Origin of the sequence: Pantoea sp. AN62 (genome assembly GCF_050432985.1) — a bacterium.
Lineage (GTDB): Bacteria > Pseudomonadota > Gammaproteobacteria > Enterobacterales > Enterobacteriaceae > Pantoea > Pantoea brenneri.
In genome coordinates this window covers 140,428-157,124 of sequence record NZ_JBNPYB010000009.1, presented here as the reverse complement: position 1 = coordinate 157,124, position 16,697 = coordinate 140,428, and the positions used below count along the sequence as shown (strand labels likewise).

Below are 16,697 nucleotides of genomic sequence, written 5' to 3'. Positions count from 1 at the left end.
CCTAACGACGCGGAGGGGATTTTTTTCATCTATAGCTTAATGGCTCGCGGGCCTGGCCCGACTGATGCCAACAGAGAGGACGATCTATGTACAATACCCTCGGCAACCAGTACGACAACTCCCTGGTCTCAAACGCCTTTGGTTTCATGCGCTTCCCGCTCAACTTCCAGCCTTACGACAGCGATGCAGAGTGGGTGATCACCGGCGTTCCATTTGACGCCGCCACATCGGGCCGTCCAGGCAGCCGTCTGGGCCCAGGCGCTATCCGTCAGATCTCAACCAACCTTGCGTGGGAAGGCTGCCGCTGGCCGTGGGATTTCGATCTGCGTCAGCGCCTGAAGGTGGTTGACTGTGGCGATCTGGTCTATGCCTTTGGTGACTCGCAGGATCTTTCTGACAAACTGCAGGCGCATGCCGAAAAACTGCTGGCGAACGGCAAACGCATGATGACCTTTGGCGGCGACCACTACGTGACACTGCCGCTGCTGCGCGCGCATGCGAAGCACTTCGGTAAGATGGCGCTGGTTCACTTTGATGCGCATACCGATACCTATTCCAACGGCCCGACCTTTGACCACGGCACCATGTTCTTCACCGCGCCGAAAGAAGGTCTGATCGATCCACAGCACTCAGTTCAGATCGGTATCCGTACCGAGTTTGATAAGAGCCTTGGCTTCAACGTGCTGGATGCGGCGCAGGTTAACGATCGCAGTGTCGATGACATTCTGGCCGAAGTGAAACGCACCGTGGGCGATCTGCCGGTCTATCTGACCTTCGATATCGACTGCCTCGATCCGGCACACGCGCCGGGCACCGGTACGCCGGTCATTGGCGGACTGACCACCGATAAAGCCACCAAGCTGATTCGCGGTCTGCAGGGCATGAACATCGTCGGTATGGATCTGGTGGAAGTGGCGCCAGGCTACGATCACGCCGACCTGACTGCGCTGGCCGCGGCCACTCTGGCACTGGATATGCTGCACGTGCAGGCGGTAAATAAAGGCTGATGCGCCACGCTGGCCGGACTGCGTAAGCCCGGCCAGCTTGTCAGCACTGAAAGCGGCGTTCTGCCTGTCGGGTGGACGCCGCTTTGATCGTCACCACACGTCACGCCCTCTGCACCATCCCCCGCTTTAAACCCCGATGATCCCCTTCAGGTCCGCCAGGCGCGAACCGCTATCTGCAACTAAACTTACAGCGTAAAAATCGCAGAGTGGAGATGATCATGGGCTTTCTTGATGAACTGGCAGGCGCACTGGACGGCGGTCAGAGTGAAGGGCACCCGCCCGGGCAGTTGCAGGCGGTCTGGCACTGGGTGCAGGAGCAGGGCGGTATTGAGGTACTGCTGCATAAGTTCCAGCAGGGGGGATTAGGCGAGATATTCAGCTCGTGGATCGGCACCGGCGATAATCATCCGGTGGGCCACAGCGAGATTCAGTCGGCCTTTGGTCAGGAGGAACTGCAGTCACTGGCGGATAAGCTTGGCACCGACGTCAAAGGCGCATCGGGCACGCTGGCGGCGCTGCTGCCACAGTTGATCGATAAAATGTCGCCGCAGGGACGGATGGATGAGCAGGCGCTGCACGACAATAAGCTGGATTTAGGCTCGATGGTGGATCAGATATTCAAGCGTTAGCGATCTGCCTGACTCAGCGGGCGAAAGCGCGCACCGGGTACGCGCTCCGCAGGTGAAGATTATTTGCTGTCTGCTGCAATGCGCTCGCGGATGTGCTGGGCGCGCGCCTCAGACGCCGGGTGCGAATCAAACATCGAGCTCTGGCGTCCCTGCTCAAGTTTTGCCAGCTTCTCGAAACTGGTCGCCAGACCCATTGGATCGATGTTGCGCTTCTTCATCAGATCATAAGAGTAATCATCAGCCTGGCTTTCCTGCGTCTGTGAGAACTGAGCATTGACCAGTTTTTCGCCCAGTTCGCCGAGCTGCGACTGCGACAGCGAACCGATCACACCACCGACAGAGGCCGCAGCCGTGCGGGCGGCGGTGGTGGCATACGCCAGCTGCATCGCTTTGCGGGTATGGCCCAGCGCCACGTGGCCCATCTCATGGCCCAGCACGCCTTCCACTTCATTATCATCCATCATATCCATCAGGCCGCTATAGACGCGAATACAGCCATTGGCCATCGCCCAGGCGTTAACGTCTTTGGTCTGATAAACCTTGTAGTTAGCCGGCACGCCATTGATGTTATCGCCCAGCGCGGCGGCAATTTTATTCAGACGCTGCTGATATTCACTGTTGGCGGGTGCAACCTGATTCTCTTTGTCCATCTGCTCACAGGATTGATCGCTCAGCTGCTTCACCTGATCATCGCTCAGGGTGTAGGCCTGATAGGCCTGGGCGCCCGACTGCATCAACGCGTTATTATCTAAACCCTGACAGCCACTCAGCAGCGTTGCCAGCCCAAGAGCTACTACCGTTTTTTGGATTTTCATTCCGTATCCCATTCATAACAAGGTAAGAAAAACAAACACCTGAAACACTGCCAGGTGATTAAACCCTTCGGTTATAGCGCGCCACTCAGCGCTTTGCTAGCAGACATCGCCGGAAAAGCCAGACGAAGCGGGCACATTTAGCGTTTTACAGCATGTACTTTTGCCATGTTTTTCATGTACATTGATCTGCAACTTTTTCCTTGTTTTGCCCGATAACTGATTAATAACAATAAGTTAAGGCGCGAAGCATTAATCCGACCTGGAGTAGAAAATGCCCTCTCGTAAAGAGCTTGCCAACGCCATTCGCGCGTTAAGTATGGATGCAGTACAGAAAGCTAAATCGGGACATCCGGGTGCCCCGATGGGCATGGCGGACATCGCTGAAGTTCTGTGGCGCGGCTACCTGAATCACAACCCAACTAATCCGCTGTGGGCCGACCGCGACCGCTTCGTGCTCTCCAACGGTCACGGCTCCATGCTGATTTATAGCCTGCTGCACCTCACCGGCTACGATCTGCCGATCAGCGAGCTGGAAAACTTCCGTCAGCTGCACTCAAAAACTCCAGGTCATCCAGAATATGGCTACACCGCAGGCGTTGAAACTACCACCGGTCCGCTGGGGCAGGGCATCGCTAACGCGGTCGGTTTCGCCATTGCTGAGCGCACGCTGGCGGCACAGTTCAACCGTCCGGGCCATGACATCGTAGACCACAATACCTATGTCTTCATGGGTGATGGCTGCATGATGGAAGGTATTTCACACGAAGTCTGCTCACTGGCCGGTACCCTTAAACTGGGCAAACTGGTGGCGTTTTATGATGACAACGGTATCTCTATCGACGGTCATATTGATGGCTGGTTCACTGATGACACGGCAAAACGCTTTGAAGCCTACGGCTGGCACGTGGTGCGTGGTGTAGATGGTCATGATGCTGATGCGATTGCTAAAGCGATCGACGAAGCGAAAAGCGTCAGCGATAAGCCGTCGCTGCTGATGTGCAAAACCGTTATTGGTTTCGGTTCACCGAACAAAGCGGGCACCCATGACTCGCACGGTGCCCCGCTGGGCGATGATGAAGTGGCACTGACCCGCAAACAGCTGGGCTGGGAACATGCTCCTTTCGTTATTCCCTCTGATATCTACGCCGAGTGGGACGCTAAAGAAGCGGGCCAGGCAAAAGAAGCGGCCTGGGATAAGAAATTCGCCGCTTACGCTCAGGCACACCCTGAGCTGGCTGCCGAGTTCAAACGTCGCGTCAGCAATGAGCTGCCGGCTAACTGGCAGCAGGAGTCGCAGAAGTTTATCGAACAACTGCAGGCTAACCCGGCTAAAATCGCCAGCCGTAAAGCGTCACAGAATGCCATCGAAGCCTTTGGTAAAATCCTGCCAGAATATCTGGGTGGATCAGCCGATCTGGCGCCAAGCAACCTGACTATCTGGTCTGGCTCTAAGCCGATCAACGAAGACGCCGCGGGTAACTACATCCACTACGGCGTGCGTGAATTCGGTATGACCGCGATTGCTAACGGTCTGGCACTGCACGGCGGTTTCCTGCCGTACACCGCTACTTTCCTGATGTTCGTTGAATATGCGCGTAACGCGGCGCGTATGGCGGCACTGATGAAGATCCGTCAGATCATGGTTTACACCCACGACTCAATCGGTCTGGGCGAAGATGGCCCGACTCACCAGCCGGTAGAGCAGATGGCCAGCCTGCGCACCACGCCGAACATGAGCCTGTGGCGTCCGTGTGACCAGGTTGAATCGGCGGTGGCATGGAAATATGCCATTGAGCGTAAAGATGGCCCGACAGCGCTGATCTTCTCGCGTCAGAATCTGGCGCAGCAGGAGCGCAGCACTGAGCAACTGGCTAACGTGGCGCGCGGTGGCTACGTACTGAAAGATTGCGACGCGACGCCTGAACTGATCCTGATCGCTACCGGTTCAGAAGTTGAACTGGCGGTCGGTGCCTGGGATAAACTCACCAGCGAAGGTCGTCAGGTGCGCGTGGTCTCTATGCCATCAACCGATGCGTTCGACAAGCAGAGCGATGCTTACCGTGAATCTGTGCTGCCGAAAGCGGTCAGCGCACGCGTAGCTATCGAAGCGGGTATCGCTGATTACTGGTTCAAATATACCGGTCTGAACGGCGCTATCGTCGGCATGACCAGCTTCGGCGAATCAGCACCGGCCGATCAGCTGTTCGAAATGTTCGGCTTCACCGTCGATAACGTTGTCGCCAAAGCGAAAGCGCTGCTGGCGTAACATCAGTCAGGCGGGTTCACACCCGCCTGATTCAAATCAGGGGATGCCTCAGGCGTCCCTTTCGTTTTTATTCCTGTAGTAATAACTATCTTTTGCGTCGTTTTGTGACACAGATCCAAATATACGCAGTCCGATTGATCACAATCATTCCTGTTATTCCTCCCATCCTTTATTGTGGCTGAACCGTTTCAGTTGCCGGGCAGATCGCCCCGGTTTCAGACAATGCCGGGTAAGAATCTCCTGTACAAACTACAGCGAAGCGCTCAGGCTAACGGCACGTTTTTTCCGTCTGACGTGGCAGGAGAGAGATGACCATACGGGTAGCAATAAATGGTTTTGGCCGTATTGGACGCAACGTATTGCGTGCGCTGTATGAAACCGGCCGTCGTGCTGAGATCACCGTCGTTGCCATCAATGAGCTGGCCGAAGCGACCGGTATGGCGCATCTGCTGAAATATGACACCAGCCACGGCCGTTTTGCCTTTGATGTGCGGCAGGAACGCGACGTGATGTGGGTCGGCGGCGATACCCTGCGCATTTTACACCGTGCTGAGATTGCCGATCTGCCGTGGCGCGAACTCGACGTCGACGTGGTGCTGGATTGTACTGGTGTCTACGGTTCGCGCGCCGATGGCGAAGCGCATCTGCAGGCGGGCGCGAAAAAAGTGCTGTTCTCGCATCCGGGCGGCAACGATCTCGATGCCACGGTGGTGTATGGCGTCAACCAGCAGTGGCTGAAAGCGACTGACTGCATCGTCTCGAACGCCTCCTGCACCACCAACTGCATTATTCCGGTGATCAAACTGCTGGATGACGCGTTTGGCATTGAGTCCGGCACCGTGACTACCATCCATTCAGCGATGCACGATCAGCAGGTGATCGATGCCTATCACAGCGATCTGCGTCGTACCCGGGCTGCCAGCCAATCGATCATTCCGGTGGATACCCGTCTGGCGGCCGGCATTACCCGTATTTTTCCGAAATTCAACGATCGCTTTGAGGCGATTGCCGTGCGCGTGCCAACGATTAACGTGACGGCGATTGATCTCAGCGTTTCTGTACGCCAGTCGGTCAGGGCGTGCGAAGTTAACGCCTTGTTGCAAAGCGCGGCAGAAGGGGCATTTCGTGGTATAGTTGACTATACGGAATTACCGTTAGTCTCAGTCGATTTTAACCATGATCCGCACAGTGCCATTGTGGACGGCACCCAAACGCGGGTCAGTGGTCAACACCTGATCAAGACCCTGGTCTGGTGTGATAACGAATGGGGCTTTGCTAACCGAATGCTCGACACGACGTTAGCAATGGCCGCAAGCGGTTTCAGGTAGGGCGCGGTTTGCGCCTGGCAAAACTTATGAGAATCAACGAGAGGGTTCACCATGTCTGTAATTAAGATGACCGATCTGGATCTTGCTGGCAAACGCGTTCTGATCCGCGCCGATCTCAACGTACCAGTGAAAGAAGGGAAAGTGACGTCAGATGCACGTATCCGTGCTTCTCTGCCTACCATCGAAGCGGCGTTGAAACAGGGCGCGAAAGTGATGGTTACCTCTCACCTGGGTCGTCCGACCGAAGGTGAATACACTGAAGAGTTCTCGCTGCTGCCGGTAGTTAACTACCTGAAAGAGAAGCTGAGCGGCACCAATGTGACCCTGGCAAAAGATTACCTCGACGGCGTTGAAGTCGGCGCTGGCGAACTGGTGGTGCTGGAAAACGTTCGCTTTAACAAAGGCGAAAAGAAAGATGACGAAGCACTGTCTAAAAAATACGCAGCCCTGTGCGACGTGTTCGTGATGGATGCGTTCGGTACCGCACACCGTGCGCAGGCTTCTACCCACGGCGTCGGCAAATTTGCCCCAATCGCCTGTGCCGGTCCGCTGCTGTCTGCAGAACTGGAAGCACTGGGTAAAGTGATGAGCAACCCGGAGCGTCCGCTGGTCGCTGTAGTGGGCGGTTCTAAAGTGTCGACTAAATTCGACGTACTGCAGTCGCTGGTGAAAATTGCTGACACCGTCATCGTCGGTGGCGGTATCGCTAACACCTTCGTGGCTATCGACAACAACGTCGGTAAATCGCTGTATGAGCCAGACTTCGTTGAAGCGGCTAAAGGCCTGCGTGACCAGTACGGCATCCCGGTTCCAACCGATTCACGCGTTGGCACGGAATTCTCTGAAACTGCCCCGGCAACCGTGAAAAAGGTTTCGGAAGTGGCGGATAACGAAGAGATTATGGACTTCGGTGATGAAACCGCTCAGGCAATGGCCGCCATTCTGAAGGAGGCAAAAACCATCCTGTGGAACGGTCCGGTTGGCGTCTTTGAGTTCCCGAACTTCCGTAAAGGCACCGAAATCGTGGCGAACGCGATTGCCGACAGCGAAGCGTTCTCTGTCGCAGGCGGCGGTGACACCTTAGCGGCCATCGACCTGTTCGGTATCGAAGATAAAATTTCCTACATCTCGACCGGCGGCGGCGCGTTCCTCGAGTTCGTGGAAGGCAAAAAACTGCCAGCCGTTGCCATGCTGGAAGAGCGTGCGAAGCAGTAATCCTTTGGGGGCGATGCCGGGTGGCATCGCCTGAAGTCTTGCCCGTCAGGGCGTTTAAATCGAGGTCCCCACAGGGGATCAACGGTCACGAAACAGGACACAATCATGTCTAAAATTTTTGATTTCGTAAAACCCGGCGTTGTCACTGGTGATGACGTACAGAAGATCTTCAAAGTTGCGAAAGAGAACAAATTCGCACTGCCAGCGGTAAACTGCGTCGGTAGCGACTCAATCAATGCGGCACTGGAAGCAGCGGCGAAAGTGAAAGCGCCGATCATCATCCAGTTCTCTAACGGCGGTGCCGCGTTTATCGCCGGTAAAGGTTTCAAGACTGACAAACCACAGGGCGCGGCCATTTTCGGTGCTATCGCTGGCGCACACCACGTGCACCTGATGGCAGAACAGTACGGCGTGCCGGTTATCCTGCATACTGACCACTGTGCCAAGAAACTGCTGCCGTGGATCGACGGTCTGCTGGACGCAGGCGAAGAGCACTTCAAGAAAACCGGTAAGCCACTGTTCTCTTCTCACATGATCGACCTGTCTGAAGAATCACTGGAAGAAAACATCGAAATCAGCAGCAAGTACCTGGCGCGCATGGCGAAAATCGACATGACGCTGGAAATCGAACTGGGCTGCACCGGTGGTGAAGAAGATGGCGTCGACAACAGCCACATGGACGCGTCTGCACTTTACACCCAGCCAGAAGATGTTAACTACGCCTACGAAAAACTGAATGCCATCAGCCCGCGCTTCACCATCGCGGCATCATTCGGTAACGTGCACGGCGTTTACAAGCCAGGCAACGTGAAACTGACCCCAACCATTCTGCGTGATTCGCAGAAATACGTGTGTGAAAAACACGGTCTGCCGCACAACGCGCTGGACTTCGTTTTCCACGGTGGTTCAGGTTCTTCTGCTGCAGAAATCGAAGAGTCTATCAGCTACGGCGTGATCAAGATGAACATCGATACCGATACCCAATGGGCGACCTGGGACGGCATCCTGCAGTATTACAAAAAGAACGAAGGCTATCTGCAGTCGCAGCTGGGTAACCCGGAAGGCGCTGACAAGCCGAACAAAAAATACTACGACCCACGCGTCTGGCTGCGTTCAGCCCAGGCCTCTATGGTGGTCCGTCTGGAGCAGGCTTTCAAAGAGCTTAACGCTGTCGACGTACTGTAATAGTCAGTGAGTTAGCGTACAAAAAAGGCCCGAAAGGGCCTTTTTTTATGCATCTGCGGCAGAAAATTGCGGTTAAACGACCCGCTGTTTGGCGCTTCAAACAATAATTGATTACCCTAGATCACGGGGTGTCGGATTACATCTGGCAGTTTTTGTTTATTCCCGGCGGGAATCCAATTACAGGGCTTATTAATGGAAGATTTACACGTCGTCGATGGCTTAACGAACGCAGGCAGCTGGCTGGTGCGCAATCAGGCGCTGATCCTAAGCTATGCCGTTAATATTGTGGCGGCTATCGCCATCATTATCGTCGGGATGATCATCGCCCGCATCATTTCTAACACCGTAAACCGTCTGCTGCGCGCACGACACATTGATGCCACCGTGGCTGACTTTCTCTCTGCGCTGGTCCGCTACGGGGTGATTGCCTTCACCATTATCGCGGCATTGGGACGGATTGGGGTCCAGACCGCTTCGGTGATTGCGGTACTGGGTGCGGCGGGTCTGGCCGTTGGTCTGGCGCTGCAGGGATCGCTCTCTAACCTGGCAGCCGGCGTATTGCTGGTGACTTTCCGTCCGTTCCGCACCGGCGAGTTCGTCGATCTGGGCGGCGTAATGGGCACGGTACAGCAGGTGCAGATCTTCTCAACCACCCTGAAAACGGCCGATGGCAAAGTGGTGGTGGTGCCGAACGGCAAGATTATCAGTGGGAACATCGTCAACTTCTCTCGTGAACCGATCCGCCGTAATGAGTTCATCATTGGCGTTGCTTACGATGCGGATGTTGATGAGGTGATCGCATTACTGCAGCAGGTAGTTGAAGCCGATAGCCGGGTGCTGAAAGAGATGGGCATTCAGATTGGCCTGAACGAGCTGGCTGCCTCTTCAATGAACTTTGTGGTGCGTTGCTGGAGCAACAGCGGCGATCTGCAGAACGTCTACTGGGACCTGCTGAAGAACTTCAAGCGGGCGCTGGATGCCAAAGAGATCGGCATTCCTTATCCGCAGCTGGATGTGCATCTGCATCAGCAAACACCGTCTGACGCAGTGTCATCTCCGGCTCAGCCACAGTAATCTCTCTCAATGGGCGGCCACCGTCGCCCATTAATTTGTCTAATCACAGATTAATTCTTTCTATTTCCGCTAATCATCCAGCCTCTTTATACTGCGTCCCATCTTAACTTTCTCGGGACTTAATCCGGTGCTGACTCTCTATTTTCAAGGGCTTGCTCTTGGTGCTGCGCTCATCCTGCCGCTGGGGCCTCAAAACGCGTTCGTGATGAATCAGGGCGTAAAACGCCAGTATCATTTGATGACCGCCTCACTGTGCGCACTGAGCGATATTGTGCTGATCTGCGGTGGTATCTTCGGCGGCAGCGCCTTGCTGAACCAGTCGCCATTGCTGTTGATGCTGATCACCTGGGCCGGGGTGGCTTTTCTGCTGTGGTATGGCTGGGGCGCGCTGCGTACTGCTTTTAGCGGCAGCGTTGATTTAGCCGACGGCCAGCCGCTGAAGCAGGGAAGGGCGCGGATTATCGCCACGCTGCTGGCAGTGACCTGGCTGAATCCGCACGTCTATCTCGATACCTTCGTGGTACTGGGAAGTCTGGGCGGTCAGCTACCCACCACGACCGCCCGCCAGTGGTTCGCCATGGGCACCATCAGCGCCTCTATCCTGTGGTTTTTTGGCCTGGCGCTGCTGGCCGCCTGGCTATCACCACGGCTGCGCACCGCCAGAGCACAGCGCATTATTAACCTGCTGGTCGGGGTGGTGATGTGGTTTATTGCCCTGCAACTGGCGCGTCAGGGACTCGCCGGTTTTTAAACTTCACCCGAACAGGCTGCGGTAATTGCCGCGCTGAGGGCGAACTTTTGCCATAATGACCACTCAAAGCATGGCGCATACCGATGCGCTTTTGGGCTTCGCCGGTTGGAAGCCGTCATATTGACCTTTTCAAGGAGGACTTTCATGAAACTGAAAGCATTGGCTTTGGCCGCAATAATGAGCGCAGGGGCACTGCCCGGCGTACAAGCTGATGAGTTGCCGAATGGGCCGCACGTCGTGACCTCGGGTAAGGCCACGGTCGATGCCCGTCCGGACATCGCTACCTTATCCATCGTGGTTAACGTGTCATCAAAAGATGCCGCCGATGCGAAAAAGCAGGCCGATAGCCGGGTTGCGCAGTATTTCGATTTTCTGCAGAAAAATGGCATTGAGAAGAAAGATATCGATGCTGCTAACCTGAGTACCCAGCCAGAATACGATTACACCAAAGAGGGTAAATCGGTACTGAAAGGCTATCGTGCCGTGCGTCAGGTGCAGGTGACTCTGCGTCAGCTGGACAAACTCAACGATCTGCTGGATGGCGCGCTGAAGTCCGGCCTGAATGAGGTTCGCAGCGTTGAGTTAGGCGTGGCCAATCCGGAGAGTTATAAGCAGCAGGCCCGCAAAGCGGCAATCAAAAATGCTACTCAGCAAGCTTCAGAGCTGGCAGCCGGTTTCAACGCCCAGCTGGGCTCGATCTACAGCATTCGCTATCAGGTCGCCAACTACCAGCCGATGCCGATGAACCGTATGTATAAGGCCGCCGCTGCTGCCGATACGTCGGCTCAGGAAACCTACGATCAGCAAAGCATCAACTTTGACGATCAGGTCGATGTGGTGTTCGAGATCAAACCGAACACGCCATAATGAAAAACGGGGCCTGCGCCCCGTTTTCTTTTGTGGTTACGCGGCGACGTCATCCTGACGCAGCACGCGATGTCCGTGCGCGATCAGCGCATCGGTCACCCGCCGCATCAGACGGCTCTCCGGCGCGAAGCGATGCCAGTAGAGCATCCGGCGCTGATAGAGGCCGGGCGTCAAATCAATCAGCTCACCGCTCGCCAGCTCGCGCTCAATCTGCAAGTGCGGGATCATACAGCAGGTCGAACCCTGTCGCGCCATCTGCACAAAAGCTTCCGATGAATTGACGATATGGCAGGGCACGCTGCCCGGCGACAGATCGAAGTTTTGCTGCAGAAACGCCTGATGCATATCATCCAGATGGTCAAACGCCACGGCAGGCGCTTTCAGCAGGGCAGAACGGGTGACGCCGTTCGGGAAGAAGCGGTCGGCAAAGTCACGTGATGCGACGAACAGATAGTCGAGCGCACCCAGTTGATCCACCAGGCAACTCGGTAACGGCTGGGGCTGAATACTCACGGCACCGACCACTTCACCACGGCGTAAACGCTCCTGGGTACGGGTTTCATCTTCTACCTGCAAATTCAGCCGTACCGGTGAGTCGGCCAGCACATCTTTCAGCGCAGGCAGCAGCCAGGTTGCCAGACTGTCGGCGTTGACCGCCAGCGACAACAGCAGCGGTGTAGTACCGCTGTTTTCATCGCCCAGCCACTCCTCTTCCAGCAGCTCTACCTGATGCAACAGCGCCAGCAGTTTCTGGCCCTGTTCGGTCGGGCGAGGCGGGACGGTACGCACCAGCAGTGGCTGACCAAACAGATTCTCCAGCTGCTTGATACGCTGTGAAACCGCCGACTGCGTGATACATAATTTCTGTGCGGCGCGTTCGAAACCGCGTTCACGAATCACTGAATCCAGCGCCTGAAGCGTACGATAATCCGGGCGTTTCATTGTTATTTTCTCTCCTTCAGGGTGGACGTTACTATGCCACAAAAGTGTCACCTGTGAGCGACCGCGTGTTTTTTGTGGTCTGGCTTCCAAAGCGATAAATCCGCGTCTGTCACCCGAGCATTTTCAGTCAGCCTTGTTTTATACTACGCGCACTTCGTTGTCGCACAGGTTTTAAACATACCATGACCCAGGATGAACTGAAAAAAGCCGTAGGCTGGGCTGCACTCGATTATGTGCAGCCTGGTACGGTTGTCGGCGTTGGCACCGGATCGACCGCGGCCCACTTTATTGATGCGCTCGCGACGGTCAGGCATCAGATTGAGGGCGCGGTCTCCAGTTCCGACGCCTCAACCCAGAAGCTGAAAAGCCTGGGGATTCAGGTGTTCGATCTGAATGAGATCGACATTCTGTCGGTTTACGTCGACGGTGCCGATGAGATCAATCCGCAGATGCAGATGATCAAAGGCGGGGGAGCCGCGCTGACGCGTGAGAAAATCGTCGCCGCGGTGGCTGAAACCTTTATCTGCATTGCTGACGCCTCCAAAGAGGTCGACGTGCTGGGCCGTTTTCCGCTGCCGGTTGAAGTGATCCCGATGGCGCGCAGCTATGTGGCGCGTCAGCTGGTTAAACTCGGAGGATTACCGGAATACCGTCAGAACGTGGTCACCGATAACGGCAACATTATTCTCGACGTGCATAATCTGCGCATTCTCGATCCTATTGCGCTGGAAAAAACCATCAACGCCTTGCCCGGCGTGGTCACCGTCGGTCTTTTTGCCGCTCGGGGTGCCGATATCGCACTGATTGGCGGGCCTGACGGGGTTAAAACCATCAAAAAATGATCTGTCCGGCGTCATTACGGCGCCGGTTATTTCTGCCCGCAAAACATCTTTTCTCGCCAGGGTGAAATTTGGTGACTTATGTCACATTAGCGTCATCCACAGCGGGTTCGTTCTCCCTTCATCGCAGACATCACGATTTTGTACGGCAATGTGCTGTTGCTGAGCCTTGCCGTGCTGTCGGGCAGGCAATCGTTTGTATTGCCGGACGCGTATTTTTTGATATTTTGACAGAAGGCTGGCTTATGGCAGTCCTCAATGAATTCTGAATAGGGTCGGGAAATGGCAAAGGTATCACTGGAAAAAGACAAGATTAAGTTCCTGCTGGTGGAAGGTGTCCATCAGAGCGCGGTGGAAAACCTGCGGGCTGCAGGCTACACCAACATCGAATTCCACAAGGGCGCGCTGGACTCCGACGCGTTAAAAGCATCGATCCGTGATGCACACTTTATTGGTATCCGTTCCCGCTCCCAACTCACCGAAGAGATCTTTGCCGCAGCTGAGAAGCTGGTCGCGGTCGGCTGTTTCTGCATCGGGACTAACCAGGTTGATCTGCAGGCTGCTGCCAGCCGTGGTATCCCGGTGTTTAACGCCCCGTTCTCCAACACCCGCTCGGTGGCGGAACTGGTGATTGGCGAAATGCTGCTGATGCTGCGCGGCATCCCGGAAGCCAATGCCAAAGCCCACCGCGGTATCTGGAACAAGAATGCCAAAGGCTCGTTTGAAGCGCGTGGCAAAAAGCTGGGCATCATCGGTTACGGCCATATCGGCATGCAGCTGGGCGTGCTGGCTGAAAGCCTGGGGATGCACGTTTTCTTCTACGATATCGAAAACAAACTGCCGCTGGGTAATGCGACTCAGGTACGCCATATGGCGGATCTGCTTAACATGAGCGATGTGGTCAGCCTGCACGTGCCGGAGACGGTCTCCACCCAGAATATGATCGGTGCTGAGCAGCTGGCGCAGATGAAGCCTGGCGCACTGCTGATTAACGCCTCACGCGGTACGGTGGTGGATATTCCGGCGCTGTGCGAGGCGCTGGCCAGTAAACAGGTTGGCGGCGCCGCGATCGACGTCTTCCCGGTTGAGCCTGCGACTAACAGCGATCCGTTCATCTCGCCGCTTAGTGAGTTTGATAACGTGATCCTGACGCCGCACATTGGCGGATCGACGGAAGAAGCGCAGGAGAATATCGGTATTGAAGTGGCCGGTAAGCTGGCGAAATACTCCGATAACGGCTCCACGCTGTCAGCGGTTAACTTCCCGGAAGTGTCACTGCCGATGCATGGCGTCAGCGCCAGCCGTCTGCTGCACATCCATGAAAACCGTCCTGGCGTGCTGACGGCGATCAACCAGATTTTTGCTGAGCAGGGCATCAACATTGCGGCGCAGTATCTGCAGACATCGCCATTTATGGGCTACGTGGTGATTGATATCGATGCTGAGCCAGAGCTGGCTGACAAAGCGTTACAGCTGATGAAAGCGATTCCGGGCACCATCCGCGCCCGCCTGCTTTACTAAGCAAACTGCACCGCAGGTAACGCAACGCGTTGGCCCGGCTACGGGCGCACCTCAGGGATGAGGTGCGTAATCGCGCGGGCCGGCGTGTCATGGATGGCAGCTTTTGCGTCTTTCCGATCTGGCCGTGTTCCCTGCGCTGGCCCGATCTCACCACTCATCAGACAGACCTTGCCAGAAATATCAGGCGCTTCATCGCGCCTCCTTCATTCCAAACGTCTACTCCCACTGCCAGAGTTTTGACGGCGTCATTATTGCTGGCAAAGGCACATCCCAGTCGGCCACCGGCAGGCTATCGACGCGCTGACAGTCGTGCGCCAGGCCCACCGGCAGGAAACCGTGCTGCCGCCAGTTTTGCAGGGTGCGATCGTAAAAACCGCCACCCATCCCCAGCCGCTGTCCATACTGGTCGAAAGCCACCAGCGGCACCATCATCACATCAAGCTGATCCAGGGTAATCAACTGCCGGATGTCCAGCGGCGGCTCGGGAATGCGCAGCTTATTGCGCACCAGTTGGGTTTCGGTTGAGTAGCGCAGAAACAGTAAGTTGCCGGGCGAGAAAGGGTGTAAAACCGGCAGGAAGACCTGCTTTTTCTGCTGCCACAGTCGGGCAATCAGCGGGCGGGTGTTGAGTTCGCCATCGACCGACAGAAATAGTGCAACGTTTTGTGCGGCAGTGATCGGGGCGTAATTGAGGGCGTGTTCAGCGAGTTGCTCTGCCGCCTGTTCCTGCTGCTCATCGGTCAGTGCGTGCCGCAGATGACGGACGTGCTGGCGAATCGCCTGGCGCTGGCCTTGAAGCTGGAGCTGAGAAGAGTCAGACATGGTTTCCCCGCCGGATAAGTCGCTGTTGAAGCAACTATAACATGACAGTTGGGGAAAAATACCGGGACCACAAGAGGACGCGCTGGGAACTACAGAAGAGAGATCTCCGAGATGCCGCCGTAGGCTGTAACCCTTGAACCCTTGGTTCAAGGTGAACATGCCGTCGTAACCATCAGGCTTCTCGGACGAACCGAGCATGCACACAGGTTACAGAGCGTCACATTCTGTTTTTTCGAAATATCGGCTCAGGGGACTGGCCCACATGCAAACATCTCAGAGAAAATTTACCTCACCGTTACCTGATTATAGCAACCATGAAGTTTTATTCGAACTTCGCACCCTCACGCTCAGAGATGCGACCTTGCTCAACCAGTGCCTGTTCAATCGTCTGCTGCAACATACGGATACGCTGTTCCATATTAGCAGCATAATCGCGCGTTTTCACTTTCTCTTGCGCCAGCTCGTGGCAGACGTTTAACGCGGCGATGAACACCAGTTGTTCTGTATTGGTGACTCTAGTGCGAACTTTTAGATCTTGCAACCGTTGATTGAGATCTTCAGCCGCTGCATTCAGCGCATCTTGCTGTTCAGGCGGACAATTCACTCTCAACGAACGACCAAAAATTTGTAAATCTACCGGTTGTGCAGACATGCCACCTTCCTGACTGATTACTTCGCCCGCAACTCCCTTAGCAGTCAATGGCTTGGGAGGCGGGCAACTATATAGACCCGCGAAATAAGTTACAACCCCTTTTCTGGAAACCTTGAGGCAGCTAGTGGTAGCATAACACGAACTTATTCTGCCAACGACGATGAAAACTTATGTCCTTACAGAACGCAACCCCCGATTACAACGCGCTGGCGGCGGCGCTCTCACAGCAGGGCGTAGGAATGACCCCCGCAGAAATGCATGGCTTGCTGAGCGGCATCCTGTGCGGCGGCAATCAGGACCCCAGCTGGAAGACTCTGGTGCACGATCTGGCCAATGAAGGCATGGCGTTTTCACAAAGCCTGTCGATGCCGTTACAGGCACTGCATGAAAATATCGCCACCACCCTGGAAGATGAGGGATTCCTGTTTCAGCTGCTGTTACCCAGCGATGATGACATCACGGTATTCGATCGCGCCGACGCGCTGGCCGGCTGGGTGAATCATTTTCTGCTCGGCCTTGGCGTGACACAGCCTAAACTGGATAAAGTCACTGGCGAAACCGGTGAGGCGATTGATGATTTACGCACCATCGCCCAGTTGGGTTACGAAGAAGATGAAGATCAGGAAGAGCTGGAGCAGTCGCTGGAAGAGGTGATTGAGTATGTCCGTGTTGCAGCGCTGCTGTGCCACGATACCTTTACCCGTCCACAGCCGACCGCGCCAGAAGTCCAGAAACCGACGCTACACTAAGCTTACGATAACGGGTCACCCGGTCAGTTTAAACA

Annotated in this window: 16 protein-coding genes and 1 other RNA gene; 12 read left to right on the top strand and 5 right to left on the bottom strand. The window is 55.4% G+C overall.

Translation table 11 applies throughout. From position 1 onward, the window contains the following. Positions 1-86: 86 nt before the first annotated feature. Both speB and FHW04_RS12515 read left to right on the top strand, forming a co-directional pair. Positions 87-1,007 (top strand): agmatinase, encoded by a 921-nt coding sequence (speB, locus tag FHW04_RS12520; protein ID WP_031375771.1) that lies wholly within the window; start codon positions 87-89, stop codon positions 1,005-1,007. A 218-nt stretch (positions 1,008-1,225) separates the two neighbouring features. Further along, positions 1,226-1,636 (top strand): YidB family protein, encoded by a 411-nt coding sequence (locus tag FHW04_RS12515; protein WP_031375770.1) that lies wholly within the window; start codon positions 1,226-1,228, stop codon positions 1,634-1,636. Between the two features lie 59 nt (positions 1,637-1,695). On the opposite strand, the gene FHW04_RS12510 is transcribed toward FHW04_RS12515, so the two are convergent. Further along, on the bottom strand, positions 1,696-2,451 hold the full coding sequence (locus tag FHW04_RS12510) for a M48 family metallopeptidase (RefSeq protein ID WP_031375769.1): 756 nt from the start codon (positions 2,449-2,451) through the stop codon (positions 1,696-1,698). A 271-nt stretch (positions 2,452-2,722) separates the two neighbouring features. Between FHW04_RS12510 and tkt the strand changes: the two genes are divergently transcribed. The 7 genes from tkt (at position 2,723) to FHW04_RS12475 (ending at position 11,137) form a co-directional block, all read left to right on the top strand. Further along, positions 2,723-4,717 carry a transketolase gene (gene tkt, locus FHW04_RS12505; protein WP_069728851.1) on the top strand — a complete coding sequence of 665 codons (1,995 nt, stop codon included), beginning with the start codon at positions 2,723-2,725 and terminating at the stop codon, positions 4,715-4,717. 308 nt (positions 4,718-5,025) lie between these two features. Further along, complete coding sequence (epd, locus tag FHW04_RS12500; protein ID WP_031375767.1) at positions 5,026-6,045, top strand: erythrose-4-phosphate dehydrogenase; 1,020 nt, start codon at positions 5,026-5,028, stop codon at positions 6,043-6,045. Between the two features lie 51 nt (positions 6,046-6,096). Continuing rightward, a complete protein-coding gene (gene pgk / locus FHW04_RS12495; RefSeq protein WP_031375766.1) occupies positions 6,097-7,260 on the top strand; it encodes a phosphoglycerate kinase in 1,164 nt (387 codons plus the stop codon). A gap of 105 nt (positions 7,261-7,365) precedes the next feature. Then, positions 7,366-8,445: a class II fructose-bisphosphate aldolase gene (gene fbaA / locus FHW04_RS12490; RefSeq protein ID WP_031375765.1), complete on the top strand. Its 1,080-nt coding sequence runs from the start codon at positions 7,366-7,368 to the stop codon at positions 8,443-8,445. A 192-nt stretch (positions 8,446-8,637) separates the two neighbouring features. Beyond that, positions 8,638-9,519 carry a small-conductance mechanosensitive channel MscS gene (mscS, locus tag FHW04_RS12485; RefSeq protein ID WP_069728852.1) on the top strand — a complete coding sequence of 294 codons (882 nt, stop codon included), beginning with the start codon at positions 8,638-8,640 and terminating at the stop codon, positions 9,517-9,519. 127 nt (positions 9,520-9,646) lie between these two features. Then, a complete protein-coding gene (argO, locus tag FHW04_RS12480; RefSeq protein WP_031375763.1) occupies positions 9,647-10,270 on the top strand; it encodes an arginine exporter ArgO in 624 nt (207 codons plus the stop codon). Between the two features lie 144 nt (positions 10,271-10,414). Then, entirely contained in the window at positions 10,415-11,137 is a 723-nt protein-coding gene (locus tag FHW04_RS12475; protein WP_031375762.1) for an oxidative stress defense protein, read from the top strand. 36 nt (positions 11,138-11,173) lie between these two features. Here FHW04_RS12475 and FHW04_RS12470 read toward each other — a convergent pair whose 3' ends face one another. After that, positions 11,174-12,079, bottom strand: a complete 906-nt coding sequence (locus FHW04_RS12470) for a LysR family transcriptional regulator ArgP (RefSeq protein ID WP_009087111.1) — start codon at positions 12,077-12,079, stop codon at positions 11,174-11,176. A gap of 182 nt (positions 12,080-12,261) precedes the next feature. Here FHW04_RS12470 and rpiA point away from each other — a divergent pair, with 182 nt between their 5' ends. Next, complete coding sequence (gene rpiA / locus FHW04_RS12465; RefSeq protein ID WP_046289231.1) at positions 12,262-12,921, top strand: ribose-5-phosphate isomerase RpiA; 660 nt, start codon at positions 12,262-12,264, stop codon at positions 12,919-12,921. A gap of 279 nt (positions 12,922-13,200) precedes the next feature. Further along, a complete protein-coding gene (serA, locus tag FHW04_RS12460; RefSeq protein ID WP_031375760.1) occupies positions 13,201-14,439 on the top strand; it encodes a phosphoglycerate dehydrogenase in 1,239 nt (412 codons plus the stop codon). 216 nt (positions 14,440-14,655) lie between these two features. Here serA and FHW04_RS12455 read toward each other — a convergent pair whose 3' ends face one another. The 3 genes from FHW04_RS12455 to zapA all read right to left on the bottom strand — a co-directional run bounded on the left by FHW04_RS12455 (position 14,656) and on the right by zapA (position 15,913). Continuing rightward, positions 14,656-15,261, bottom strand: a complete 606-nt coding sequence (locus FHW04_RS12455) for a 5-formyltetrahydrofolate cyclo-ligase (RefSeq protein ID WP_069728854.1) — start codon at positions 15,259-15,261, stop codon at positions 14,656-14,658. Positions 15,262-15,360: 99 nt separating this feature from the next. After that, a non-coding RNA gene (gene ssrS, locus FHW04_RS12450) (6S RNA) lies at positions 15,361-15,544 on the bottom strand. A gap of 39 nt (positions 15,545-15,583) precedes the next feature. Continuing rightward, positions 15,584-15,913 (bottom strand): cell division protein ZapA, encoded by a 330-nt coding sequence (gene zapA / locus FHW04_RS12445; RefSeq protein ID WP_031375758.1) that lies wholly within the window; start codon positions 15,911-15,913, stop codon positions 15,584-15,586. Between the two features lie 170 nt (positions 15,914-16,083). On the opposite strand from zapA, the gene FHW04_RS12440 reads away from it, so the two are divergent. Beyond that, on the top strand, positions 16,084-16,662 hold the full coding sequence (locus tag FHW04_RS12440; protein ID WP_031375757.1) for a YecA family protein: 579 nt from the start codon (positions 16,084-16,086) through the stop codon (positions 16,660-16,662). Positions 16,663-16,697: the final 35 nt, after the last annotated feature.